Genomic DNA, 25,090 nt, shown 5'->3' on the forward strand with positions numbered 1-25,090 from the left:
ATCGTTAGCGCCGCCGTTTACCTGCAGGCAAACGGCCTTCAGCTCAAGCCTCGAGCCTGCCCATTTCCTTGAGCACTTCATGCGCCGAACGAAAGGCGTCGATGGCGAGCGGCATGCCGCAGTAGATCGCGGCGTGCAGCAGGACTTCCTGGATTTCCGCCGGCGTGGCACCGTTATTGATGGCGCCGCGCACATGCCCCTTGATTTCGGTCGCCCGCCCGAGCGCGGTCAGCATCGAAAGGGTCAGCAGACTGCGTGTTTTCAGATCCAGTCCGGCGCGGCACCAGGTCGTGCCCCAGGCGTTGCGGGTCACGAATTCCTGCAGCGGCGCGGTGAAAGCATCGACATTGGCAAAGGCCTTGTCCACGAAGGCGTCACCCATGACCTGGCGGCGCATCTGCAAACCTTGTTCAAATTGTTCGTCACGACTCATCTTGCTCTCCGCTTGCCGGCTCGGCACGGCGCTCAGGCCGCGATGGCCGGGTAATCGCCGTAGCCGTCCGGCCACGGCGTCAGGATATCGAAACCGCTGTCGGTCACGGCGACCATGTGCTCCCACTGCGCCGACAGCGAGCGGTCCTTGGTGACCACCGTCCAGCCGTCCGGCAGATGGCGGATACCGGGCTTGCCGGCATTGATCATCGGTTCGATGGTGAACACCATGCCGGCTTCGAGCCTGAGGCCTTCGCCCGGCCGGCCGTAATGCAGGACCTGCGGCTCGTCGTGGTAAATGCGGCCGATGCCGTGGCCGCAGTATTCGCGCACGACGCTGAAGCCTTCCCGCTCGGCGACTTTCTGGATGGCGTGGCCGACATCGCCCAGCGTCGCGCCCGGCCGCACCTGCAGAATGCCGGCGCGCATCGCCTCGTAGGTGGTGCGGACCAGGCGGCGGGCCAGGATGCCCGGCTCACCGACAAAGTACATCCGGCTCGAATCGCCGAACCAGCCGTCCTTGTTGAGCGCGACGTCGATATTCACGATGTCGCCGTTCTTCAGCTTCTTGTCGGACGGAATGCCGTGGCAGATGACGTTATTGACCGAAGCGCAGATCGTCTTCGGATAACCGTGGTAGCCGACATTGGCCGGGATCGCGCCCTGTACCTTGACGATATGGTCGTGGCACAGACGGTCGAGTTCGTCGGTCGTCACCCCGGCCCGAACGTGCGGACCGATCATGTCGAGCAGTTCGGCGGCGAGATGGCCGGCGCGGCGGGCCAGCGCAATCTCTTCCGGCGAGCGCAATGGAACCTGCACGGCGCCGCTCATGCGGCACGCTCTTCGGTGAGCGGCCCGGCCTGGCGTTCGGCCTGGATCAGCAACTGGCAGATCTCGCCGTAATGCAGGTTCGGATTGAGTTCGGCAAGCATGCCGACGCGTAGCCAGTGTTCAGCCTGGGCATTGATCGAGCGACTCAGCGCCCCACTGGTCAGACGCAGGTTTTCATGCATCTGTTCTGATATTTTCACGATTCCCAAGGCAGGCACTCAATATATGGTTTGTAGTCACTTCATATATTAACAAAAGTAACTAGCCGCGTCGAGCCGCCCCGCCTAGAGGATCTTGCCCGGATTCATCAGGCCCTGCGGATCGAGCGCCTGCTTGATACTGCGCATCAGCGCGAGTTCGACCGGGCTCTTGTAATGCGCCAGTTCGTCGCGCTTCAACTGGCCGATGCCGTGCTCGGCGGAAATCGAGCCGTTCAGCGCGTCGACCGTGTCGTGCACGATGCGGTTGACCGCCGGCTGGCTGGCAAGGAAAGCCGTGTTTTCCTGCGCATCGGCCTGCGACAGGTTGTAGTGCAGGTTGCCATCGCCGACATGCCCGAAGGCAACGACGCGACTGCCGGGAAAGGCCGCCGCCAGCGCCGCATCGGCGCGCGCCAGGAACTCCGGGATGGCCGAGACCGGCACCGCGACATCGTGCTTGATGCTGACGCCTTCGACCTTCTGCGCTTCCGAGATGTTCTCGCGCAGCGCCCACAGCCGCGCCGCCTGCGTCTCGCTCTGCGCGAGCACGGCGTCGGCGATGCGCTCGTCTTCCAGCATCTCGCCCAGCCAGGCTTCGACGGCGGCGCTTGGCGCATCGGCAAACTCGGCCAGCACGTACCAGGGCGAAAGGACGCCGGGCCGTACGCTGTCCGGGATGTTCTTCAGCACCAGGCCGAGCGCCGTTTCGGAAACCAGTTCGAAAGCGGTCAACTGCGCGTCGAAAACGGTTTTTGCCCGATTCAGCAGGTCGACCGCTGCGGCCGGGCTGGCGACATTGAGCCAGCAGGTGGTCAGCCGGCGCGGCAGCGGATAGAGCTTGAGCACGGCGGCGGTGATGATGCCGAGCGTACCTTCGGCGCCGATGAACAATTGCTTCAGATCGTAGCCGGTGTTGTCCTTGCGCAGACCGCGCAGGCCATCCCAGACGTCGCCGTTGGGCAGCACGACTTCGAGGCCCAGCGTCAGCTCGCGCGTGTTGCCGTAGCGCAGCACCTGCACGCCGCCGGCATTGGTCGACAGATTGCCGCCGATCCGGCACGTCCCCTCCGAGGCGAGCGCCAGCGGGAACAATCGGTCGACAGCGCGCGCCGCGGCCTGCACCTCAGCCAGCGTACAGCCAGCCTCGACCGAAATCGTGTTGTTTTGCGCGTCGACCGCCCGGATATGGCGCAGCCGGCTCAGGCTAAGCACGACCGCCCGGCCCGTCGCATCCGGCGTCGCCGCGCCGCACAGGCTGGTATTGCCGCCCTGCGGCACGATCGGGGTATTACTGGCGGCACAGGCGCGGACGACGGCGGCGACTTCTTCCGTATCGGCCGGACGCACGACGCAGAGCGCCGCCCCGACGTAACGCCCGCGCCAGTCGCTGACGAAGGGCGCGATGTCGGCCGCAGCAGTCAGGACATGCGCTGCCCCGACAATGTCAGCGAGTTGTTCAGACAGGCTGGGCGTAGAGGTCATGGTGATCGGCGTCGACGACCTTGACTTGCAGGAAGTCGCCCGGCTGGGCGTCGAAGAAGCCGTCGAGATAAACGAGACCGTCGATTTCCGGCGCATCGGCCTTGGAGCGGGCGATCGTGCCCTCCTCGTCCACCGCGTCGACCAGCACCTGGATGGTGGTGTCGATCTTGGCTTCGAGCTTGGCGGCGGAGATGTCTTCCTGCACCTGCATCAGCCAGCGGCGGCGGTCTTCGCGCACGTCTTCGGGCAGGAGCAGACCGAGTTCATTGGCCTTGGCGCCCTCGACCGGCGAGTAGGCAAAGGCGCCGACGCGGTCGAGCTTGGCATCTTCGAGGAACTGGATCAGTTGGTCGAAATCCTCTTCCGTCTCGCCCGGGAAGCCGGTGATGAAGGTCGAGCGGATGACCAGTTCCGGGCAGATCTCGCGCCAGCGGGCGATGCGTTCCAGCGTGTTTTCGCTGGAGCCGGGGCGCTTCATGGCCTTGAGGATCTTCGGGCTGGCGTGCTGGAAGGGCACGTCGAGGTAAGGCAGGATCTTGCCTTCGGCCATCAGCGGAATGATGTCGTCGACCGACGGGTACGGATAAACGTAATGCAGGCGCACCCAGATGCCGAAGCTGGCCAGCGCCTCGCACAATTCCTTCAGGCGCGACTTGACCGGCTTGCCGCCCCAGAAAGCCGTGCGGTATTTCAGATCGACGCCATAGGCGCTGGTGTCCTGCGAGATGACGAGGATTTCCTTGACGCCGGCGCGCGCCAGATTCTCGGCTTCGGCGAGCACGTCGCCGACCGGGCGCGAGACGAGCGGGCCACGCAGCGACGGGATGATGCAGAAGGTGCAGCTGTGATTGCAGCCTTCGGAAATCTTCAGGTAGGCGAAGTGATCGGGCGTCAGGCGCACGCCCTGGGCCGGCACCAGGTCGGTGTAGGGATCGTGCGGTTTCGGCAGGTGCGCATGCACGTAGCCCATGACTTCGTCGGCGGCGTGCGGGCCGGTCACGGCGAGCACCGACGGATGCGTCGATTGCACGATGTCGCCCTTGGCGCCGAGGCAGCCGGTGACGATGACCTTGCCGTTTTCGTTCAAGGCCTCGCCGATCGCGTCAAGCGATTCCTCGACGGCGGCATCGATGAAGCCGCAGGTATTGACGATCACCAGATCGGAGTTGTCGTAGCTCGGGGAGATTTCATAGCCTTCGGCGCGCAGCTTGGTCAGGATGCGCTCGGCGTCCGAACTGGCCTTGGGGCAACCCAGGCTGACGAAGCCGACGGTCGGCACTTTTTGTTGAATAGTCATGCGAAAAACCTTGTCCGGAAAAGCCGGAATGCGAAAGGGCCGTATTTTACGGGGGAATCAGGCCGGCAGGCGGTCAAGTGACCGTTTCAGCGCGGCAAAACAGCGCTCGTCGATGGCGCTACCGAGGTTTTCGGCCATCATCTCGAGCGTGCGGGGAATCGGAATGGCGCCGCGGTAGGGGCGCTCGGCGGTAATCGCGTCGAAGATGTCGGCGGTCGTGATGATGCGGGTTTCCAGGCAGATCTGGTCAGCGGACAAACCGCGCGGATAACCCTTGCCGTCGAGGCGCTCGTGATGCGCCGCGGCAACGACGGCCAACTCGGAAAATGCGGCGATGCGCGCCAGGATGGTTTCGGTGTACATCGCGTGCGCCTGCACCGCTGCCCACTCCTCGGCGTCGAGCTTGCCCGGCTTGTCGAGCACGCTGTTGCTGACGCCAAGCTTGCCGACGTCGTGCAGCAGCGCACCGCGCTTCAGCCAGCGCCGACGTTCGGCGGACAGGCCCATTTCTTCGGCGATCAGGTCGGTGTAAAGCGCCACCCGCGCGCTGTGGCCGCTGGTGTAGGGACTTTTCGAGTCGACCACCTGGCCGAAGGCGGCGGCGATGTCGTCGAGGTAATCGTCATCCAGATCAACGATGTGCGCGGCCGGTTCGAGCGCCAGGATCGCGGCGTCGATTTCCGGTGCGGCCAGCATCGCCCAGAAGGCATCGTCATCGGCCACGCTTTCGAAGGCCTGCACCAGGCGTGGATCGAACCAGGCACCGGAACGCTGGCGGACTTCATCGAGCGCCGCGCCCGGCCCGCCGGTCGTATGGAAGACGTCGATGACCTGGGCGAGCAGCGCGATCCGCGCATAAAGCGGGATCGCCTCGCCGGCCAGCGCCGCCGGCCTGCCCTGCCCGTTGTAATGTTCGTCCAGGCTATAGATGCCGAGCGCGACCGCTTCCGGAAAACGCAACAGGCGAGCAATTTCGGCGCCGCGCTGACAACGCGTCGCGATCAGTTCCTGCGCGATCTCGCTGCCGTCACGCATGATCGTCAGCGCGGTGCGAAAACGTTCGGCCAGCCCGGCCTTGAGACCGGTATGGCTGAGCACGAATTGCAGCACCTGCGGCAGGCTGTCGCCGACCGTCTTGAAATCGCGTTTGAAGGCGAGATCGTCGGTCAGGTACAGCTCGCAGATGCGCGCGGCATTGCTGCTGCAGCCGAGATCCTTGAGCAACAACGTGTAATAGAGCTCCCACAGCGCATCGTCGTCGAGCCCGATCGTCCGCCCGATGTGCATGCCTATCCAGCAGCAGCGCACGCAATGCCCGGCTGGCTGCCCCTCGGTGATGTCGAGCGCGTGCGACAGCGCCGAAATCAGTTCGGAAAGCTGCAAGCCGCTGCCGGACGGCAGCGCGGAAAATCGGCGCATGGGCATGGGAAAAACCTGCGTTTACAGCGGTCGACCGCCCGGCGCGACAGAAAATGCTGCCGTGCCGGGATGGGGTCAGGCGAGCGCGGCGAGGGCCGGGGCGTAATCCGGTTCCTGCTTGATTTCGCTGACCAGTTCACTGTGCAGCACCTGATTGTTTTCATCAAGCACGATCACGGCGCGCGCCGCCAGCCCGGCGAGCGGCCCGCTTTCAATGGCGACACCGTAGGCAGCCAGAAAATCGCGGCCGCGCATGGTGGACAGGGTCTGCACGTTGGCCAGGCCTTCGGCGCCGCAGAAACGGCTTTGCGCAAACGGCAGATCGGCCGAAATGCACAGCACGACGGTGTTCTTCAGCTCATTGGCCGACTGGTTGAACTTGCGCACCGAGGTGGCGCAGGTCGGCGTATCGATGCTGGGAAAAATGTTCAAAATCTTGCGTTGACCGCCCAGGCTGGCCAGCGTGACATCGGCGAGATCCTTGCCGACCAGAGAGAATGCCGGAGCCGTGCTGCCCTTGGCGGGAAAGACGCCGCCCACTTCGATCGGATTGCCGCCCAGGGTTACGGAATTGCTCATGTTGTGCTCCATGTTTTGGTGATGGCGAAAGCGCCGAAGTGACTCTGACCTTGCGTCAGCAAAATAATTTCATCGAAAAACGCAAAAACATGCGGCACACACCCGAAATACGACAATTGACAGGCGTTTACCGTCAGGGATGCCAATCAAAGGGGGGCACTCTGCCTTAAGATATAGACCGTTCCGCCCAGCAGCCAAAAAAACACAGGCAACCGCCCCTTCATGCTCGAACTCGTCAGTAGCGCGCCCCCCGAGAGCCTTCTCTACATTGGTCAGTACAACCCGTTGCTGGTCGTGGCTTCCTTGCTGATTGCCATCTTCGCTGCCTTTGCCGCCCTGCTCGTCACCGACCTGACCGCCCGACTCGATGATCACCGACAACGCCGCAACTGGCTTGTGGCAGGCGGCATCACCATGGGCCTCGGCATCTGGGCGATGCATTTCGTCGGCATGCTGGCCTTCCAGCTCCCCTGCAGCGTCGCCTATTCGCCCTGGCTGACGGCTGCTTCCATCATCCCCGGCATGCTGGCCTGCAGCCTGGCGCTGGCGCTGATCAGCCGCAAGCACCTCGACACGCCGTCCTTGCTGCTCGGCGGCACCCTGATCGCGCTCGGCATCGGCCTCATGCACTACACCGGCATGGCCGCCATGCGCCTCGACGGACTGGTCCGCTACGACCGCACGCTGTTTTTCCTCTCGCTGGCCGTCGCCGTATGCCTGGCCATCCCTGCGCTCTGGCTCAAGACAAGAATCGACCGCTGGCTGCCCCGCGGCCCATGGGCCAACCTGGCCGCGGCAAGCACCCTGGGACTGGCGATTTCCGGCATGCACTACACCGCGATGGCGGCGGCTTATTTCGTTCGCGACGGCGATGCCGGCATTCCCGTTTCCCAACTGACACCATCCCTGCTCGCCACGGCGCTCGCGCTGGCCACCATCGCCATCATCATCGCGATGATCGCTGCCGCCATCGGCAAACGTCACGCCAAGGCATTCGATAGCGCCCACTACCGGCCATTGCTGACCATGGGACTGATCTGGACGGGAATCGCCTGGATACTTGCCTCGCTCTACACCGCCCGCCTGACATCCGAACTCCATCAACAGGAAACCGCAAGCGCACATCGGCAATTGAGCTATGTCACCGCCAGCATCCAGGAAACCCTGAACGGGCAGGCTGCGCTGCCCGAAGCGCTGGCGCATGAACCTGCCATCCGGCAATTGCTGTACAAGCTCGCCGGGCCGACTGCCCCCCGGGCACCCGGCAAGGACAGCCCGGGTCAGCCGCGCAGTGAAAACCAGCAACTGGCAGAACTCAATCGCTATCTGCAGAGCCAGGCAAAAATACTCAAGGCCGACGTCATCTGGATCATGACGCCCGACGGCCGCAGCGTCGCCGCCAGCAATGCCGGCGAAGCGGACAGTTTTGTCGGTACCGACTTCAGCGAACGCGACTATTTCCGCAGCACGCAAGCCGGCAAGCCCGGACGGCAATTTGCCGTCGGCAAGGTCAGCCGTATCCCCGGCCTCTATTTCGCCTCACCGGTGCTGGCCGAAGGCAGGAATCTCGGCACGATTGCGGTCAAACTCAACATTCGCAGCCTGACCCAGCATTTCGCCGGCAGCGGCGTCTTTCTCACGGATGCCCATGGCGTCGTTGTTTCATCGACCGACCCTGCCTTGCTGTGGCATACCGTGCCCGACAATACCCTGACGCAGTTGAGCGAAAGTCAGCGCCTGCAGCGCTACCAACAGGCGAAGCCCGAGCCGATGCAACTGGCGAACTGGGGCGATGAGCGCTTTCCCGACTTGTTGAAAAGTCGCCGCAACGCCCCTCTGATTCTCGAAAAACAAACCTTGCCGGCTGACGGAATCGGCGTTTACCTGCCGCATTATCTGGAATCGTGGCCCGACATCCAGGACAACCGGACCTGGCTCTTCGTTCTCCTGGCAATCGCCGGCGGACTGCTGTTTTTCTCCATTTATGGCGGCTGGCTCTATTTCCGGACCGTACGCGAAGCCAACCGGGCCCAGGGTGAATCCCTGGCGCGACTGGAACAGAGCGAGAAAAAATTCCGCCTGCTCCTCGACTCGATGGCGGAAGGCATCTACGGCACCGACCGCGACGGCACCTGCATCTTTGTCAACCGCGCCTGCATCAAGATGCTCGGCTATACCGACGAGAGCGAACTGCTCGGCCAGCGCATGCACAGCTTCATTCACCACTCGCATGCCGACGGCAGCCACTACCCGGCCAACGCATGCCCTGCGGCACTGGCGACAATCGCCGAACACGGCGTCCATGTCGAAGGCGAAGTCTTTTGGCGCAAGGACGGCACAGCCATCCCCGTCGAGTATTGGGGCCGACCGGTCATTCAGGATGGTGAAAGTATCGGCACAGTCGTCGCCTGGTTCGATGTCAGTGCCCAGCGCGCCTCCGAGGAAAAGCTGCGCAAACTGTCGCAGGCGGTCGAGCAAAGCCCGAATTCGATCATCATCACCAACAAGCGATGCGAGATCGAATACGTCAACGAAGCATTCTGCAAGACCTCCGGCTACACCTTCGACGAAGTGATCGGGCGCAATCCGCGCTTCCTGCAGTCCGGGCGCACGCCGCCCGCGACCTATGCCGCACTGTGGCAGGCGCTGAGCAATGGCCAGCCCTGGCAAGGTGAATTGATCAACCAGCGCAAAGATGGCGAAATCTATATTGAATACCAGATCTTTTCGCCCATCCGCCAGAGTGATGGCCAGATCACGCATTACCTCTCGGTCAAGGAAGACGTCACCGAGAAAAAGCACAACATCGAGGAACTGGAACACTATCGCCTGCACCTTGAGGAGCTGGTCAGCGAACGCACCCGCCAGATCGCTGCGCTCAATACCGAGCTGGCTGCCCATGCCGCCGAGGCCGAGGCTGCCAACCGTGCCAAGAGCTCCTTCCTGACCAACATGAGCCATGAAATCCGCACCCCGATGAATGCCATCACCGGCATGGTGCACCTGCTGCGGCGGGACAACATCACGCCGCGCCAGGCCGAACGTCTGGGCAAGATCGAGGTTGCCGGTCAGCACCTGCTGGCGATCATCAACGACATTCTCGACCTGTCGAAAATCGAGGCCGGCAAACTGACCCTGGAATCGATCCCGATCCATGTCGGCGCGCTGGTTGCCGATGCCGTCTCGCTGATGGCCGAGCGCGTGCATGCTAAGCACCTCGACCTGCGCGTCGAAACCAGCGCCCTGCCCGGCAACCTGCTCGGCGACCCGACCCGCATCCGGCAGGCCCTGCTCAATTACGTGATCAATGCCGTCAAATTCACCGACAGTGGCCACATCACGCTGCGCACCCGGCTCATCGAACAGTCGGCCGATGATGTCCACCTCCGCTTCGAAGTCGAGGACACCGGCAGCGGCATCCCCGAGGAAGCCCAGCAACGCCTGTTCTCGGCCTTCGAACAGGCCGACAACTCAACCACCCGCCATCACGGAGGCACCGGACTGGGCCTCAACATCACGCGCCGCCTCGCCCAACTGATGGGCGGCGATGCCGGCGTCAGCAGTCGCGAGGGGGAAGGCAGCCTGTTCTGGTTTTCCGTCAGGCTGCCCCGCGACAAGCAGGACACGCCGAAGCCCATGGCGGCCAAGGCACAGCAGGCGGAAGAAATGCTGCACAGCAACTATGCCGGCAGCCGCATCCTGCTCGTCGAGGATGAACCGATCAACCGCGAAATCGCCCTCGAAATCCTCAGTGATCTCGAACTTGCCGTCGATGTCGCGGAAGACGGGGTCGAAGCGGTCGCCATGACCAGCCAACACCCCTACAAACTGATCCTGATGGACATGCAGATGCCGCGCATGGATGGTCTGGAAGCCACCCGGCGCATTCGCGAGCTGCCCGGCTGCGCCAGGCTGCCGATCCTGGCAATGACCGCCAATGCCTTTGCCGAGGACAAGGCACGCTGCATGGAAGCCGGCATGGACGACTTCATTGCCAAGCCGGTCGATCCGGAAATCCTGTTTGCGACGCTGCTCAAATGGCTGTCAGCAGCGCACTGACCCGCGCCTTCAGCGACCGAGCAAGCGGCGGATGAAGGTTTCGACGTAGGCCGGACGCAAGGGCTTGATGATGTAGCCAACGGCACCGAGGCCGGCCGCCTGGCCGACCAGCCTCTTGTCGGCACAGCCGGTAACCATGATCACCGAGGTTTGCGGACTGGCTTCGACAATCTGCGGCAAGGCTTCCAGACCGCCCATCACCGGCATGTTGACGTCCAGGCAGAGCACCCGCGGCTGATGGTTGCGTGCCGCCTGCAGAGCCTCGGCACCGTTCGCCACCGACTGCACGACGGTCAGGCCGCTTTCTTCGAGCAAGCCCTTGAGCACCAGACGCACCGAGCCGTTGTCATCGGCGATCACCGCCGTCTCCCGCTTGCCGCGCACCGGCTCCGGTGCCTTGGGCGCACCGCTACTGGTCTGGTGGTTCGCCGCATGGCGGGTATCGGCAACCGCCTGCAATTCGGCAATGATCTGTACCTGACCGAAAGGCTTGCGGATGAAGCCGGAAGCCCCGGCATCCGCAGCCCGCTCCTCGATGTCCTTTTCCGCCGACGCGGTCATGAAGACGACGTCGATCTGCGGCCATTCCGCCTGGATAGCCTTGATGATGGTCAGCCCGTCGCGCCCCGGCAGGTGGTAGTCGAGACACAGCACATCGGGCAGGATGTAGCGGACGTGATCCTCCAGACCATCGCCATCGCCGAAGGAACCCACCACTTCATGACCGGCCGCGGCAAACAGTGCGGCAAGCACCTTGCGCATGGCTGCATTGTCATCGACGATCATGATCCGCATCTGCAAACTCCGGCTTGGGGAAAGCGCAGCTTAGCAGAAGCGCAAGCCCGAAGAACAGCTCCAGGCAAGGCTGGCCGGAAAAACGACACACCGGATGGATAATGTCAAAGAGCTAGCCACCAATTAATGGGCTGGCAACATGCAAGCGCCGGCAAATTGCGGCAGGCGCGAGCAACCCGGCGCAAAGTTTTCGTATACTTCCCGCATGGCTGACATCATCCACCTCGCCGATTTCAAGCTGAGCGGCCCTGCCGCCGTGCAGGCGCTGCTCCATTGCGAGTTGGCGCCCGGCGTCAGCGTGCATGCCGCGGCCTGGGTTTTCGCCATGCCCGATGCCGAATATGCAAAATGCGCAGCCGACCCGGAGCAGATGGCGGCCTGGCTCGATGCTGCCGGGCTTGCCTATTTCAGCGGCAACCACGACCAGCCGGCCGCGCTGGTCCTGCGCGATGAAAACCGCTTCCGCCGCCACTTCCGCACGCTGGCCTGCCGCGAGGCGGCAATGAATGCACTGGGCAGCGGCATCCTGATCCGGCGCACGATCGAGCATTGCGCCTGAGCGGCTGGCTCGCTGCGCCGCGCAACTGGCATATTCCCTGCTAACTCTCACGGGCAGGCCCAAGTCGAGCGGCGATGGCCGAAAAACCATCGGATGACCGGCAAAACGGGCAGACAACGGCAAAAATTTCCGGGAGAAAGGCAAGATCATGGAAGTCAGAAACGTCGGCACACCAATCACTGCGGCGCAGCGCCACGGCTATCGCGAAACGCCGGACAGCAGTTTCTACGCGACCTACCAGGCCGCATTTGCCGCGCAAAAGCCGACATCGGCGAGCAGCGAAAGTAACACTGCCAGCAAGTCACTGACCGACATCCTCGGCAGCACGCATCGCGAACTCTCCGCGCTGCGCGGCGTCAGCAATGAAAGCCAGGCGCTCTAGGCCGAGATACTGAACAAAGCCTACAGTTCGGGCGGCATGGACAATGCCCGCCAGTTTCTCGGCTCGCTGTCGGCGAAAGAGCTCGATGCCGTGCGCCAGAATCACTGCCTAGCCGACCGCATCGACACTGCGTCGCTAACCGAGGAAGGCGCCGAAAACCTGCTGCTGCCGGAGGGCTACGGCGTCGACCTGAACCATGACGGGATCACCGAAGTCGGCGCCGCCCGCACCATGTCCTTCCCGCCCAGCGATGCGCCCGAAGCCTTCAAGGAGGCCTGGTTCCAGGCCACGGCCGGCATGGACCAGGGGATGATGATGACCTACCAGTTGAGTATGCACATCGCCATCTATGGCTTGCAGATCGACGGCCAAAGCCAGGGTTTGACGTATCCGGCGGACGAGATCAGCAGCTATCGCCAGGTCGTGGATAACTTACTGGCAAGCCTGGAGGCAAACAAGGGCCTGCTCGCCGACGGCCAGTACGAGCGCGACAAGGCTTTCTACAGTCAGCTGCAGGCCCTGATCGCCGCCTGAAAACAGCCCAAAATCCGGCGTCGACCGGTCGACGCCGGAAAAACGCCTAAATTGCCGGCTCGGCCAGCCCGGCAGCGAGGAAGTCCATCAGCACACGCACCCGGTGCGGCACGTGCCGGTTGCTCGGCAACATGGCGTAGATGCCGAGTTCGGGCTGGGGAAAGTCTTCGAGTATCGCCTCGATGCGCCCACTCGCAAAATAGCTCTCGCCGATGAAATCGGGCTGGCAGGTGATGCCCAGCCCCTGCGCCGCCGCTTCGGTCAGCACGTCGCCGTTGTTGGCGTTGATGCGGCTATGCACGACGAAACTTTCCAGCTGCCCGGCAACCAGGAACTGCCAGGCCAGGCTGCCACCGCCAGCGGTATAGCCCAGGCATTCGTGATGCGCCAGCTCCGACGGGTGACGTGGCCGGCCGTGCCGGGCCAGGTAGTCGGGCGAGGCAATGACCTGCATGCGGCTGCTGCCGATCTTGCGCGCCACGTCGCCGGGATCGAGGCGGCGGGTGATGCGGATCGACAGGTCGATGCCCTCCTCGATCAGCTTGACCCGCCGGTCGCTGTAATCCATCTCGAGGCCGACCTCGGGATAGCGCTGCGAAAAATCGAGCAGCAGCGGCGCCAGGCGCTTGAGGCCGAAGCTGAGCGGCAGGCTGATGCGGATATTGCCGCGCGGCGTCAGACGCTCCTCGGCGACATCGGTCTCGGCCGACTCGACGAGATTGAGGATGACCCGGCATTTTTCCAGGTAGGCGGTGCCGGCCGAGGTCAGCGCCAGGCGGCGCGTGCTGCGCACCATCAGCTTGACGCCGAGATGCGCTTCGAGCGCCGCGATCTGGCGCGTCACCACCGAACGGGCAAGGCCCAGTTGCAGCGCCACCGCCGAGAAACTGCCCAGTTCGGCGACACGCACAAAGAGATGCATGGCTTCGAGTCTATCCATTGTTGCTCATCCAGCAATAAACATTTGCCGATTGTCTGCTATTTCGCTGCAAAAAGGAGGACTACAGTACGCCCATCGCATCAGGAGTCGCAGCAATGACACAGTCCCTACCCGCTCTCTTCGTTCCGCACGGCGCGCCGACTTTCGCGCTGCGCCCGGGCGCAGCTGGCGCGGCCATCGCGGCAGCGGCCCGCCAGCTCCCCCTGCCGCGCGCCATCGTCATCGTCAGCGCGCACTGGGATACGGCCGAACCAACCGTCGGCTACGCCGCCCGGCCGGAAACCATCCACGACTTCTGGGGCTTCCCGGAAGAACTCTATGCGCTCAACTACCCGGCCACCGGCTGCCGCGAAGCCGCCGACGAAGTCGTGGCGGCGGTTCGTGCCGCCGGCCTGCCGGTCGCCAGCGATGCCGGCCGTGGCCTCGATCACGGCGCCTGGGTGCCGCTGCGCCTGATGTTCCCGGAGGCTGACGTGCCGGTCATCCCGCTGTCCATCCAGAGCCATGGCGGACCGCAACAGGCCTACGCGCTCGGCCGGGCGCTCGCCCCGCTCACCGCGCAAGGCTTTCTCGTCATCGCCTCGGGCAATGTCACGCACAACCTGCGCGACTACCAGATGGCCTGGCGCAATGGTGGCCAGACACCGGCCTATGTGCGCGAGTTCACCGACTGGCTGGCCGAGCGCCTGCAGGCTGGCGACATCGACGCCCTGCTCGACTACCGCCGGCAAAGCCCGGGCGGTGTCCAGGCACAACCCAGCGAGGAACATTTGCTGCCGCTCTTTGTCGCACTTGGCGCCGGCGGCGAAGCAGCCCAAGCCCAACGTTTCCATGCCGGCATCGACGATTACGTGATCGCGATGGATGCCTATTCATTTTTGCCCCAATCAGGAGGTTGACCGTGTCCACTCATTACACCCGCACTGCCAAGGGCCTGCACTGGGCAATGGCGATCCTGCTCATCGGCCTGCTTGCGCTCGGCTTCTACATGCATGATCTGCCGCTGTCGCCGGAAAAGCTGCAGCTCTACTCGTGGCACAAGTGGGCCGGCGTCACCGCCTTCCTGCTCGTCCTGGTCCGCCTCGCCTGGCGCGTCGCGCACCGGCCGCCCGCCCTGCCGGCGAGCATGCCGAAGCTGATGCAACTGGCGGCGCATGCCGGCCACCTGGCGCTCTACCTGCTGATGCTCGCCATGCCGCTGTCCGGCTGGCTGATGAGTTCGGCCAAGGGCTTCCAGACCGTCTGGTTCGGCATCCTGCCGATTCCCGACCTGCTCGAGAAGAACAAGGAACTCGGTGCGCAACTGGCCGAAGTCCATGCAGCGCTCGCCATCCTCTTCATCCTCACCCTGCTCGCCCATATCGGCGCCGCCCTCAAGCACCACTTCATCGACAAGGACGACATCCTGACCCGCATGTTGCCCCGTCACGCCAAGGAGAACTGACATGAAACGCATCGCCCTCGCTTTCGCACTGACTACCGCCTTCGCGGCCCAGGCTGCCGAATTCACCCAGGTCCAGGCTGACAAGAGCGCCATCAACTTCACCTACAAGCAGATGGGTGTCGCGGTCGACGGCAAATTCAAGCGCTTTTCCAGCCAGCTCGCCTTCGACCCGGCCCGCCCGGCATCGGCCAGCGCCAGCTTCGATGTCGACCTGGCCAGCGTCGATACCGGCGCCCCGGAAGGCGACGACGAAGTGGCCGGCAAGCCCTGGTTCAACACCAAGGCCTTCCCGACTGCCCGTTTCGTGTCGACCGGCGTCAAGCCGCTCGGTGGCAACAAGTACGAAGTCGCCGGCCAGCTCAGCATCAAGGGCAAGACGCAGGCCGTCGTCGTCCCCGCCACCTTCACGGCACAGGGCAAGAGCGGTGCCTTCGACGGCAGCTTCACCATCCGCCGCGCCGATTTCGCTATCGGCGAAGGTTCCTGGGCCAAGTTCGACATCGTCGCCAACGACGTCCTCATCAAGTTCCACATCACCGCCAACAGCAAGTAAGCCCCCAACCCCAAACAGGAGAATCACCATGCAAAAATTCAACAAGATCGCCGCCGCCCTCGTCCTTTCCGCCGCTGCCGCCGCCCCGGCGCTGGCCGCCCCGGAAACCTACGTCGCCGACAGCACGCACACCTTCTCGCGCTTCTCGTACAGCCACTTCGGCTACTCGACCCAGCTCTCGCGCTTCAACAAGAACAGCGGCAAGGTCGTTTTCGACAAGGTCGCCAAGACCGGTTCGGTCGACATCGTGATCGACACCAAATCCGTCGATACCGGCTTCGACACCTTCAACGAGCACATCCAGGGTGAAGACTTCCTCGACACCGCCAAGTACCCGACCGCCACCTTCAAGTCGACCAAGGTCGTCTTCGAAGGCGACAAGCCGGTCAGCGTCGAAGGCAACCTGACCCTGAAAGGCGTCACCAAGCCGGTGACCCTGACCGTGACCTCCTTCCAGGCCATGCCGCACCCGATGCTGAAGAAGGATGCGATCGGCGCCAATGCCTGGACCGTGGTCAAGCGCTCGGAATTCAATGCCGGCAAGTACGCGCCTTACGTTGGTGACGAAGTGCGCATCGAAGTCGCTATCGAAGCGATCAAGCAATAAGCTGAGTCTTGCTCTTGCAAGCCAACGCCGCCTTATCGGGCGGCGTTTTTCGTGGACCGCACCGCCGCTGCCACAGGCCCATCCCATGTCATCACACTGAAACATTAGTGCAACAAAATGATGGGCTTAAGGAATATACTTCAGAAAACACTTGGAGCGCGCGATGCATCATCCCCAAATCAAACCCCGCTTCCCGACCGAGAATTATCTCAACCGCGAACTCGGCATGCTCGCCTTCAACCGGCGCGTGCTGGCCCAGGCGGAAGACGAACGGGTGCCGCTGCTCGAGCGCCTGCGCTTCCTGTGCATCGTGTCCAGCAACATGGACGAGTTTTTCGAGATCCGCATGGCCGGCCTCAAGGAACAGGTCAAGGCCAATGCGCCGATCCTGACCACCGACGGCAAGACGCCGCATGAGGCCTTCCGCCTGGTCTCGGCCGAGGCGCATGCGATCGTCACCGAGCAATACCAGCACCTCAACGACGTGATCCTGCCGGCACTCGCCGAGGAAGGCATCCGCTTCCTGCGCCGCTCGTCCTGGAACGAAGCGCAGCGCGAATGGATCCGCAACTACTTCATCCGCGAGATGGTGCCGGTGCTGACCCCGATCGGACTCGACCCGTCGCACCCCTTCCCCAAGGTGCTCAACAAGAGCCTCAATTTTGCCGTCGAACTTGAAGGCAAGGACGCTTTCGGGCGCAGCTCCAACGCCGCCATCGTCCAGGCACCGCGCGTCCTGCCGCGCGTCATCCGCCTGCCGGAAGAACTCGCCGGTTGCGAATACGGCTTCGTTTTCCTGTCGTCCATCCTGCACGAGTTTGTCGGCGAACTGTTCACCGGCATGAGCGTGCTCGGCTGCTACCAGTTCCGCGCCACGCGCAATTCCGACCTCTTCGTCGATGAGGAAGAAGTCACCAACCTGCGCACCAAGCTGCAGGGCGAACTGCCGCACCGCCATTTCGGCGATGCCGTACGACTCGAAGTGGCCGACAACTGCTCGCCGGCGATGACCGAATTCCTGCTCGCCCAGTTTGGTCTCAAGGATGCCGATCTCTACCGCGTACATGGCCCGGTCAACCTCGTCCGCCTGATGCAGGTGCCGGACTGGGTCGACCGCCCGGAAATGAAGTTTTCCTCCTTCGTCCCCGGCATCCCCAAGGCAGTCGGCAAGGGCGTCAATATTTTCGCCAGCATCCGCCGTGGCGACATCCTGCTGCACCATCCCTACCAGTCGTTCTCGCCGGTCATCGAGCTGCTCAACCAGGCGGCCAGCGATTCCAATGTCGTCGCCATCAAGATGACGGTGTACCGCACCGGCACCGACTCGGTGCTGATGCAGTCGCTGATCCGTGCCGCCCAGAACGGCAAGGAAGTCACCGTCGTCGTCGAACTGATGGCGCGCTTCGATGAAGAAGCCAACATCAGCTGGGCGACCAAGCTCGAAGAAGTCGGCGCGCATGTCGTCTATGGCGTGGTCGGCTACAAGACGCACGCCAAGGCGCTGCTCATCGTGCGCCGCGAAGAAGGCGGCCTGAAGCGCTACGCCCATCTCGGCACCGGCAACTATCACCCGCGCACCGCCCGCCTTTACTCCGACTTCGGCCTGATGACCGCCAACGAGGAAATCACCCACGACGTTTCCGAGGTTTTCAAGCAGTTGACCGGTCTGGGCAAGGCGCGCACCTTGAAGCACCTGTGGCAGGCGCCATTCACGCTGCAACCGAACGTCGTCGCCGCGATCCAGGCCGAGGCCGAGACGGCACGTGCCGGCGGCAAGGCGCGCATCGTCGCCAAGATGAATTCGCTGCTCGAAGCCGAGGTCATCAACGCCCTCTACGAAGCCTCGCAAGCCGGCGTCTCGATCGACCTCATCGTGCGCGGCGTCTGTGCGTTGCGCCCGGGTGTCCCGGGGCTGTCGGACAACATCCGCGTCCGCTCGATCATCGGCCGCTTCCTCGAACACCACCGGATTTTCTATTTCTTCGCCGGCGGCAAGGAATCGGTCTATCTGTCCAGCGCCGACTGGATGGAGCGCAATTTCTTCAAGCGCATCGAACTCGCCTTCCCGATTCTCGATCCCAAGCTGAAAAAGCGCGTCATCACCGAAGGCCTCAAGTTCTACATGGCCGACAACCAGCAGGGCTGGGACATGAACAGCCAGGGCGTGTACCAGCGCCGGCGCTCGGCCCGCGCCAAGCCGCACAATGCGCAGGGTGAACTGATGCTGACGCTGGGCGGCGTTTGAACGGTCGACTCTGAAAAAAGGGCAGAAATGCGGCACTCGCCGCTTTTCTGCCCTTTTGTTTGTTCACCATACCAGCCAATGCAGCCCCGCAGGCAGCGGGACCAAGCCTAGCGGCGCGGCTGGTCGTCCGGCGTGAAGTAAAGCGCCACGCCCAGCGCAATCAGCGCCAGCGGCCACCATTTGCGCAGCAGATTGACCAGGTCGATTTCGAGCAGATCGAGATTGACCGCCAGGGCCAGCACCCCGATCACCGCCAGCGCGATGGCCGCAAAATTTCCCTTCATCGCTGTTCTCCGGTCAGGCGCGACGCACGCCGACCACGCCTTCGACATCGTGGATCAGGGTCAGCGTTTTCTGCATCTGCTGCAGGTTGGTGATTTCGACGGTAAAGCTCATGTGCGCCTTGCCCTGCTTGGACTGGGTATTGACGCCGACGACGTTGAGCTTTTCGCGCGTGAAGATTTCCGAAATGTCGCGCAGCAGGCCTTGCCGGTCGTGCGCATCGACGACGATGTCGGCGGCGAAAACACCGGTCGTCTGCACGCCCCAGTCGGTCTCGATGACGCGCTCCGGGTGCATCGCCGCAAGATTGGCAAAATTGGAGCAATCCATGCGGTGGATCGAGATGCCCTTGCCGCGCGTGATGAAGCCCTGGATCTCGTCGGGCGGCGCCGGCTTGCAGCAGCGCGCCAGTTGGGTCAGCAACTTGTCCACGCCGACGATCAGGATGCCCTGATTGCCCTCGACCGGTTTGCTCGGCCGCGTCTGCACCTCGTCCGGCGCCAGCGTTTCAGCGAGCAGGTCGCCGCCGCGCGCCACCGCCTGGAACTGGCGCAGGTTCATCTCGCCGCGCGCCGCGGCGATATACATGTCGTCGGCGCGCGAGAAACCGAGCTTGTGCGACAGTTCCTCGATATTGGCGCTGGTCTGGCCGGCGCGCTGCAATTCCTTGGTGACGATGGCCCGGCCTTCGGCCAGGGTTTCCTCCAGCGCCAGGTTGGAGAACCAGGCGCGCACCTTGACCCGCGCGCTCTTGGTATGGATGTAGTTGAGCGTCGGATTCAGCCAGTCGCGCGACGGCCCGCCGACCTTGGCGGTAATGATGTCGACCTGCTGCCCGGTCTCGAGCGGCGTATTCAGTGTCACCAGATGGCCATTGACCTTGGCACCGCGGCAACGGTGGCCGAGATCGGTATGCACGCGGTAAGCAAAGTCGACCGGCGTCGAACCCTGCGGCAGGTCAACCACCTTGCCCTGCGGCGTCATGACGTAGAGAGTCTCGTCGAGCGCCGCCTGCTTGTAGCGCGACACCCAGTCGGAACTGTCGGCGACTTCGTCCTTCCAGGTCAGCAGCTGGCGCAGCCAGGCGATCTTGTCGTCGTAGTCATCGCCACCCGCCCGCTTGCTGCCTTCCTTGTAGCGCCAGTGGGCCGCCACGCCGAGTTCGGCGTGCTTGTGCATTTCCCAGGTACGGATCTGGATTTCCAGGCTGCGCCCGTCCGGGCAACGCACGGCAGTGTGCAGCGAACGATAGTTGTTGCCCTTGGGATTCGAGATGTAGTCATCGAATTCCTTGGAAATCGGCGACCACAGGTTATGCACGATGCCAAGTGCGGTGTAGCAGTCCTTGAGGTCGTCGACGATGATGCGCAGCGCGCGCACGTCATAGACCTCGGAGAACTCGACGCCCTTTTTGCGCATCTTGTTCCAGATGCTGTAGATGTGCTTCGGCCGGCCGTAGATCTCGGCCTTTTCAACGCCCACCGCAGCCAGTTCCTGACGCACCCTGGCGACCGCTTCGACGATGAACTGCTCGCGCTCGCTGCGCTTCTCGTCGAGCATCTTGGCGATTTTTTTATAGGTGTCCGGGTGAATGAAACGGAAGGACAGATCCTCCAGTTCCCACTTCAGTTCCCAGACCCCGAGCCGGTTGGCGAGCGGCGAATAGAGTTCGAGCGTCTCGCGCGCCACCTGGACGCGCAGGTCGTCCGGGTTGGCCGCGTAGAAGCGCAAGGTCTGCGTCCGGCTGGCCAGGCGCAGCAGCACGACGCGGATGTCCTCGACCATGGCGAGCAGCATCTTGCGCAGCACTTCGACCTGCGCCTTGACCTCGGCCGGATTGACTTCGCCGGCCTCGATGTTGGCGGCGACAAAGCCCTTGGTAATCGGACGCAGGCGGTCGAGACGGGAAACGCCGGCGACCAGATGTGCCGCCGGCTTGCCGAATTTTTCCTCGATGCGCGCCACGCCGTGCTCGTCATAGGACGGAATGGCAAACAGCATGGCGGCGATGCGCGACTCGGCGTCGAGCTTGAGGCCGGCGATGATCACCGCCATGCCGAGTGCGTGTGACCAGACCCGTTCGCCGCTGCCGAGCACCCGGTCGCCGTAGCTCTCCCAGGCGTATTCAACGGCCTTTTTCAGGCGCTCTGCATCGGGCTCGGCCAGCCCTGCGGAAAGGGTGGCGAGGAACTTATCGAAGTCGCTCTGGGCGGCGACGGAATGAACGACGGAAACCATGTGGCGGATTATACCGTCCGGGAGGCGGCAAGCGATGCCGGCAAACATGCCCGCACCACAAACAGCGGGAACCCTATTGGGGATAACCGCATCTGAAAGGCCTCTCCCGGCTCAGGCATAATCCCGCCATGACTGCAAAACACCATAACTTCCTGACCAGCCCCTACCTGCTGCTGACCCTGACCGCGCTCTTCTGGTCGGGCAACATGGTCATCGGCCGCGGCGTGCGCGCCGATGTGCCGCCCATGGCCCTCGCCTTCTGGCGCTGGGCGATTGCCCTGCTGCTCGTCCTGCCGCTCGCGCTGCCGCACCTGAAAAGCCAGTGGCCGCAACTGAAACAGGGCTGGAAGCCGGTGCTGCTGCTTGGCGTGCTCGGCGTCGGCTGCTACAACACCTTCGCCTACATCGCGCTGCAATACACCTCGGCAACCAACGCCGTACTGCTCAATTCCTTCATTCCGGTCGCCACCATCGCCATTTCCTGGGCCTTTCTCGGCAAGCACCTGCGCCGGATCGAAGGTCTCGGCGTGCTGATCTCGCTATGCGGCGCGCTGACCATCGTCGCGCACGGCGACTTCAACATCCTGCTGCATCTCAACCTCAATCTCGGCGACGTCTGGATGCTTGGCGCCGTGCTGGTCTGGGCCATCTACACGGTCGGCCTCGCCTGGCGTCCGGCCGGCGTGCATCCGATGCTGATGCTCGGCGCGATGACCGCGGTCGGCCTGCTCGCGCTGACCCCGGCCTATCTCTGGGAAATCGCCGGCGGCCGGCAAATCAACCTGCACGCCGCATCACTCGCTTCGATTGCCTACGTCGGCGTCTTTCCGAGCTTCGTCGGCTACATTTTCTACAACCGCGGCGTTGCCGAAGTCGGCGCCAACAAGGCCAGCCTGTTCATCCACCTGATGCCGGTCTTCGGCACCCTGCTCTCGGCCCTGTTCCTCGGCGAAATCCCGTACTGGTATCACTACCTCGGCATCGGCCTGATCTTCACCGGCATCTGGCTGACCACGAAGAAATAATGGGCCTCTTCGACTGGCTGCGCGGCCGGCGCCGCCCCGAGATTGCCGCCGACCTGTGGGCGCAGACCGTCGCCGGCCTGCCCTTTCTCGCCGTCCTGACGGTCGACGAGCAAAAAAGGCTGAAATTGCTCGCCGAGGAATTCCTCGCCGAAAAGGAATTCAGCACCGGCGGCGGCCTCGAACTGAGCGACGCGATGTGCGTCGCGATCGCCGCCCAGGGCTGCCTGCCCATCCTCGAATTCGGGCTGAGCGCCTATCGCGGCTGGGTCGGCATCGTGATCTACCCGGACGAATTCGTCGTGCCCCGGCAAATGGCGGACGAGGACGGCGTCGTGCATGAATACGACGACGTGCTCTCCGGCGAAGCCTGGGAAGGCGGGCCGCTGATCATCTCGTGGCGCGATGCGCAGATGGCCGGCGACGGCTACAACGTGGTCATCCACGAATTCGCCCACAAGCTGGACATGCTGAATGGCGAAGCCGACGGCATTCCGGCCCTGCATGCCGGTTTACCGGTCGACCGCTGGGAAAAGGTGTTTTTCGCCGCCTGGGAAGACTTCTGCCTGCGCGTGGACAGCGGCGAGGAAACGCGCATCGATCCCTACGCCAGCGAACATCCGGCCGAGTTCTTCGCAGTGCTCAGCGAAAACTTCTTCGAGCAGCCGGCGCTGCTCACCGCCGAATATCCCGAACTCTACGCCCTGCTCCGCGACTATTACCGCCAGGACCCGCTCGCCCGGCTCGGCGCCTAGCCGGCGTTCAACAACGCCAGCGCTTCGTCCAGACCGCCGACCACCAGACGCACCGGCACCGCCAGCATCAGGTTGAGCGGCAGGCCGAAATCCTCGACCAACAGGCCGTCACGGTCGACTGCCCGGCCGTCGCGAATTTCCAGCGCCGCTCCGGCCAGACGGGCGACGCGCTCGGTCGTACCCTCTTCGCTGGACAGATAGCCGAAGACCGGCTTGCCCAGCGCCAGCGCAAAGCCGACCTCGACACAGGTGCCGGAATCCGGCTCGCAGCCGCGAAACGGGTTGAGATTGGCAATCACCGCATCGGCGGCGCGAATCAGGCCGATATTGGCGTAATAGATGCCCGCCGCCGTCGTTTCGACGCCATCGAGCGGGACCAGCGCCGAATGCCCGGCAGCATGACACGCACGGCGCGCTTCTTCGGCCCAGGCCAGGGCATCGGGACGAAAGACATCGGGACCGGCGAGGTAGATTTTCATGGCATTACCCTTGGCAACATCGTGATACAAACAGTCGCAAAAAGGGTACTTGAAAATCCGGCGTTCTGGGCAAACATGGCATCTGTGCTTTTTTTGCAGAGGACCCCGCCATGCTGATCACCGATCCCCGGCAAGCGACAAGCATCGCCAATTTCATTGCCACCTCGCGCACCTACCTCGGCCTGCCCGAGCGGCGCCAGGCGGCCCGTTCCCCGCTTCACAACCTGCGCTGGGCCATCCTGCGCCTGGCGCTGCTCGCCGGCGGCAGCGGCGCCCTGTTCGGCGGTGCCGCCATGGCCGAGAACAATACCAGGGCAGCGCGGGCGCCAAGCGCAGCCACCCAGCTGGCCAGCGTCGACGTCGAGCGCCGCCAGACGCGCAGCAGCCTCGAACAGATGCCCTGAACCACGATCACCGGATTTTCCACAAAGACAAAATGGAGAAAGCAGCCATGCCCGTACGCAAACTGAAACTCACCGTTCTTGCCCTTGCCCTGACCGCCGCCCTCGGCGGCGCCTACTCGCTCGGTCACATCCAGACGATCAGCGAAGCCAGTGCCGCCACCCTGCCGCCCCCCGTCGCCGCGCCGCAGGCTTTCGCGCCGAGCGCCGCCCTGCCCGACATGGGCAGCATCGTCGAGCGCAACGGACCGGCTGTGGTCAATATCAGCGTCACCGGTTCGCGCAAGACCGGCAACAACCAGGCTGACCAGTTGCAGATCGACCCCGACGATCCCTTCTACGAATTCTTCCGCCGCTTCCGCGGTGCCCAGCCACGCGGCGGTGAAACGCCAGTGCGCGGCCAGGGCTCGGGCTTCATCGTCACCAGCGACGGCACCATCCTGACCAACGCCCACGTCGTTGAGGGCGCCGAGGAAGTCACCGTCAAGCTGACCGACAAGCGCGAATTCAAGGCCAAGGTCAAAGGCCTCGACAAGGCGAGCGACGTCGCCGTGCTCAAGATCGAGGCCAGCAACCTGCCCACCGTGAAGATCGGCAGCGCCGCCAATACGCGCGTCGGCGAATGGGTGCTCGCCATCGGCTCGCCCTTCGGCTTCGAGAACAGCGCCAGCGCCGGCATCGTCTCGGCCAAGTCGCGCACCCTGCCCGACGGCAGCTACGTGCCCTTCATCCAGACCGACGTCGCGGTCAATCCCGGCAACTCGGGCGGCCCGCTGTTCAACATGGCCGGCGAAGTGATCGGCATCAACTCGCAGATCTACTCGCGCAGCGGCGGCTACCAGGGCCTGTCCTTCGCCATCCCGATCGAAGTCGCGATGGGCATCGAGAAGCAGATCGTGACCAGCGGCAAGGTGCAGCGCGGCCGGCTCGGCGTCACCATCCAGGACATCAACCAGTCGCTGGCCGATTCCTTCGGCCTGAAGAAGCCCAACGGTGCACTGGTCAGTTCGGTCGAAAAAGGCAGCCCGGCCGCCAAGGCCGGTCTCGAACCGGGCGACGTGATCCTTGCCATCAACGGTCGCGAAATCGCCGGCTCCGGCGAACTGCCTGCCATCGTCGCCGGCATGGCTGCCGGTGAGACGGCCAAGCTGCAGATCTGGCGCAACGGCGCCAGCCGCGTCATCGAAGCCAAGGTCGGCAGCTTCAGCGAACCCAAGGTGGCGAGCAACGACAGCGCCGAACCCAACAAGGGCCGGCTTGGTGTCGCGGTACGCGCCCTGACGCCGGAAGAGCAGCGCCGCGCCGAGCTCAAGGGCGGCGTCGTGGTCGAGAATGCCAGTGGCGCCGCGGCCCGCGCCGGCATCCAGCCCGGCGACATCATCCTGTCGGTGAATGGCGAAGCGGTAAGCAGCACCGAACAATTGCGCCAGCTGGTCGGCAAGGCCGGCAAACGTGTCGCCATCCTGGTCGAACGCGGCGACTCACGGCTGTTCGTACCGGTCGACCTCGGCTAAACGCCAAAAAGCAAAAGGGCCGCTCGTCGAGCGGCCCT

Annotated in this window: 25 protein-coding genes; 13 read left to right on the top strand and 12 right to left on the bottom strand. The window is 63.6% G+C overall.

Going from position 1 to position 25,090, the window contains the following annotated elements; all coding sequences use genetic code 11:
* Nucleotides 1–43: 43 nt before the first annotated feature.
* The 7 genes from pcaC to tpx form a co-directional block, all read right to left on the bottom strand.
* On the bottom strand, nt 44–433 hold the full coding sequence (gene pcaC, locus KI612_RS11180; protein ID WP_226440164.1) for a 4-carboxymuconolactone decarboxylase: 390 nt from the start codon (nt 431–433) through the stop codon (nt 44–46).
* Between the two features lie 32 nt (nt 434–465).
* Nucleotides 466–1,266, bottom strand: coding sequence for a type I methionyl aminopeptidase (gene map / locus KI612_RS11185; RefSeq protein ID WP_226440165.1), 801 nt, complete (start codon nt 1,264–1,266; stop codon nt 466–468).
* Nucleotides 1,263–1,475 (bottom strand): ParD-like family protein, encoded by a 213-nt coding sequence (locus tag KI612_RS11190; RefSeq protein ID WP_226444220.1) that lies wholly within the window; start codon nt 1,473–1,475, stop codon nt 1,263–1,265. Before KI612_RS11190 ends, map begins: the two co-directional genes overlap by 4 nt.
* Nucleotides 1,476–1,550: 75 nt before the next feature.
* A complete protein-coding gene (locus KI612_RS11195; RefSeq protein WP_226440166.1) occupies nt 1,551–2,948 on the bottom strand; it encodes an FAD-binding oxidoreductase in 1,398 nt (465 codons plus the stop codon).
* Nucleotides 2,923–4,245, bottom strand: a complete 1,323-nt coding sequence (rimO, locus tag KI612_RS11200) for a 30S ribosomal protein S12 methylthiotransferase RimO (RefSeq protein ID WP_226440167.1) — start codon at nt 4,243–4,245, stop codon at nt 2,923–2,925. Before rimO ends, KI612_RS11195 begins: the two co-directional genes overlap by 26 nt.
* A 57-nt stretch (nt 4,246–4,302) precedes the next feature.
* Nucleotides 4,303–5,670 carry an HD-GYP domain-containing protein gene (locus KI612_RS11205; RefSeq protein WP_319002937.1) on the bottom strand — a complete coding sequence of 456 codons (1,368 nt, stop codon included), beginning with the start codon at nt 5,668–5,670 and terminating at the stop codon, nt 4,303–4,305.
* A 69-nt stretch (nt 5,671–5,739) separates the two neighbouring features.
* A complete protein-coding gene (gene tpx / locus KI612_RS11210) occupies nt 5,740–6,243 on the bottom strand; it encodes a thiol peroxidase (protein ID WP_226440168.1) in 504 nt (167 codons plus the stop codon).
* 222 nt (nt 6,244–6,465) lie between these two features.
* Here tpx and KI612_RS11215 point away from each other — a divergent pair, with 222 nt between their 5' ends.
* Nucleotides 6,466–10,302: an MHYT domain-containing protein gene (locus KI612_RS11215; protein WP_226440169.1), complete on the top strand. Its 3,837-nt coding sequence runs from the start codon at nt 6,466–6,468 to the stop codon at nt 10,300–10,302.
* A 9-nt stretch (nt 10,303–10,311) separates the two neighbouring features.
* Here the strand turns inward: KI612_RS11215 and KI612_RS11220 are convergent, their stop codons facing one another.
* The gene (locus KI612_RS11220) at nt 10,312–11,097 is read right to left on the bottom strand and encodes a response regulator (protein ID WP_226440170.1); all 786 of its coding nucleotides are present in this window, start codon (nt 11,095–11,097) and stop codon (nt 10,312–10,314) included.
* Nucleotides 11,098–11,302: 205 nt separating this feature from the next.
* Between KI612_RS11220 and KI612_RS11225 the strand changes: the two genes are divergently transcribed.
* The 3 genes from KI612_RS11225 (at nt 11,303) to KI612_RS11235 (ending at nt 12,572) form a co-directional block, all read left to right on the top strand.
* Nucleotides 11,303–11,656: a hypothetical protein gene (locus tag KI612_RS11225; protein ID WP_226440171.1), complete on the top strand. Its 354-nt coding sequence runs from the start codon at nt 11,303–11,305 to the stop codon at nt 11,654–11,656.
* A 148-nt stretch (nt 11,657–11,804) separates the two neighbouring features.
* Nucleotides 11,805–12,038 carry a hypothetical protein gene (locus tag KI612_RS11230; RefSeq protein WP_226440172.1) on the top strand — a complete coding sequence of 78 codons (234 nt, stop codon included), beginning with the start codon at nt 11,805–11,807 and terminating at the stop codon, nt 12,036–12,038.
* 36 nt (nt 12,039–12,074) lie between these two features.
* Nucleotides 12,075–12,572: a hypothetical protein gene (locus KI612_RS11235; RefSeq protein ID WP_226440173.1), complete on the top strand. Its 498-nt coding sequence runs from the start codon at nt 12,075–12,077 to the stop codon at nt 12,570–12,572.
* Between the two features lie 46 nt (nt 12,573–12,618).
* Here KI612_RS11235 and KI612_RS11240 read toward each other — a convergent pair whose 3' ends face one another.
* Entirely contained in the window at nt 12,619–13,512 is an 894-nt protein-coding gene (locus KI612_RS11240; protein ID WP_226440174.1) for a LysR family transcriptional regulator, read from the bottom strand.
* A gap of 95 nt (nt 13,513–13,607) precedes the next feature.
* On the opposite strand from KI612_RS11240, the gene KI612_RS11245 reads away from it, so the two are divergent.
* The 5 genes from KI612_RS11245 (at nt 13,608) to ppk1 (ending at nt 18,361) form a co-directional block, all read left to right on the top strand.
* Nucleotides 13,608–14,411: a DODA-type extradiol aromatic ring-opening family dioxygenase gene (locus KI612_RS11245; RefSeq protein WP_226440175.1), complete on the top strand. Its 804-nt coding sequence runs from the start codon at nt 13,608–13,610 to the stop codon at nt 14,409–14,411.
* 2 nt (nt 14,412–14,413) lie between these two features.
* Nucleotides 14,414–14,956: a cytochrome b gene (locus KI612_RS11250; RefSeq protein WP_226440176.1), complete on the top strand. Its 543-nt coding sequence runs from the start codon at nt 14,414–14,416 to the stop codon at nt 14,954–14,956.
* 1 nt (nt 14,957) lies between these two features.
* Nucleotides 14,958–15,509, top strand: a complete 552-nt coding sequence (locus KI612_RS11255; RefSeq protein ID WP_226440177.1) for a YceI family protein — start codon at nt 14,958–14,960, stop codon at nt 15,507–15,509.
* A gap of 28 nt (nt 15,510–15,537) precedes the next feature.
* Entirely contained in the window at nt 15,538–16,116 is a 579-nt protein-coding gene (locus tag KI612_RS11260; RefSeq protein WP_226440178.1) for a YceI family protein, read from the top strand.
* Nucleotides 16,117–16,279: 163 nt separating this feature from the next.
* Entirely contained in the window at nt 16,280–18,361 is a 2,082-nt protein-coding gene (gene ppk1 / locus KI612_RS11265; RefSeq protein ID WP_226440179.1) for a polyphosphate kinase 1, read from the top strand.
* 107 nt (nt 18,362–18,468) lie between these two features.
* Here ppk1 and KI612_RS11270 read toward each other — a convergent pair whose 3' ends face one another.
* Nucleotides 18,469–18,645: a LiaI-LiaF-like domain-containing protein gene (locus KI612_RS11270; RefSeq protein WP_226440180.1), complete on the bottom strand. Its 177-nt coding sequence runs from the start codon at nt 18,643–18,645 to the stop codon at nt 18,469–18,471.
* Between the two features lie 13 nt (nt 18,646–18,658).
* Nucleotides 18,659–20,881 (bottom strand): RelA/SpoT family protein, encoded by a 2,223-nt coding sequence (locus KI612_RS11275; RefSeq protein WP_226440181.1) that lies wholly within the window; start codon nt 20,879–20,881, stop codon nt 18,659–18,661.
* 128 nt (nt 20,882–21,009) lie between these two features.
* On the opposite strand from KI612_RS11275, the gene KI612_RS11280 reads away from it, so the two are divergent.
* Nucleotides 21,010–21,906, top strand: a complete 897-nt coding sequence (locus KI612_RS11280; protein ID WP_226440182.1) for a DMT family transporter — start codon at nt 21,010–21,012, stop codon at nt 21,904–21,906.
* The gene (locus KI612_RS11285; protein WP_226440183.1) at nt 21,906–22,658 is read left to right on the top strand and encodes a M90 family metallopeptidase; all 753 of its coding nucleotides are present in this window, start codon (nt 21,906–21,908) and stop codon (nt 22,656–22,658) included. The genes KI612_RS11280 and KI612_RS11285 overlap by 1 nt, the downstream gene beginning before the upstream one ends.
* Here the strand turns inward: KI612_RS11285 and KI612_RS11290 are convergent.
* A complete protein-coding gene (locus KI612_RS11290) occupies nt 22,655–23,137 on the bottom strand; it encodes a nucleoside 2-deoxyribosyltransferase (RefSeq protein ID WP_226440184.1) in 483 nt (160 codons plus the stop codon). The genes KI612_RS11285 and KI612_RS11290 overlap by 4 nt on opposite strands.
* A gap of 110 nt (nt 23,138–23,247) precedes the next feature.
* Between KI612_RS11290 and KI612_RS11295 the strand changes: the two genes are divergently transcribed.
* Both KI612_RS11295 and KI612_RS11300 read left to right on the top strand, forming a co-directional pair.
* Nucleotides 23,248–23,541: a hypothetical protein gene (locus KI612_RS11295; protein WP_226440185.1), complete on the top strand. Its 294-nt coding sequence runs from the start codon at nt 23,248–23,250 to the stop codon at nt 23,539–23,541.
* Nucleotides 23,542–23,588: 47 nt separating this feature from the next.
* Nucleotides 23,589–25,052 carry a DegQ family serine endoprotease gene (locus KI612_RS11300; protein ID WP_226440186.1) on the top strand — a complete coding sequence of 488 codons (1,464 nt, stop codon included), beginning with the start codon at nt 23,589–23,591 and terminating at the stop codon, nt 25,050–25,052.
* Nucleotides 25,053–25,090: the final 38 nt, after the last annotated feature.

This window comes from Quatrionicoccus australiensis (genome assembly GCF_020510525.1).
In the GTDB taxonomy this organism is placed as follows: Bacteria; Pseudomonadota; Gammaproteobacteria; order Burkholderiales; family Rhodocyclaceae; genus Azonexus; species Azonexus australiensis_B.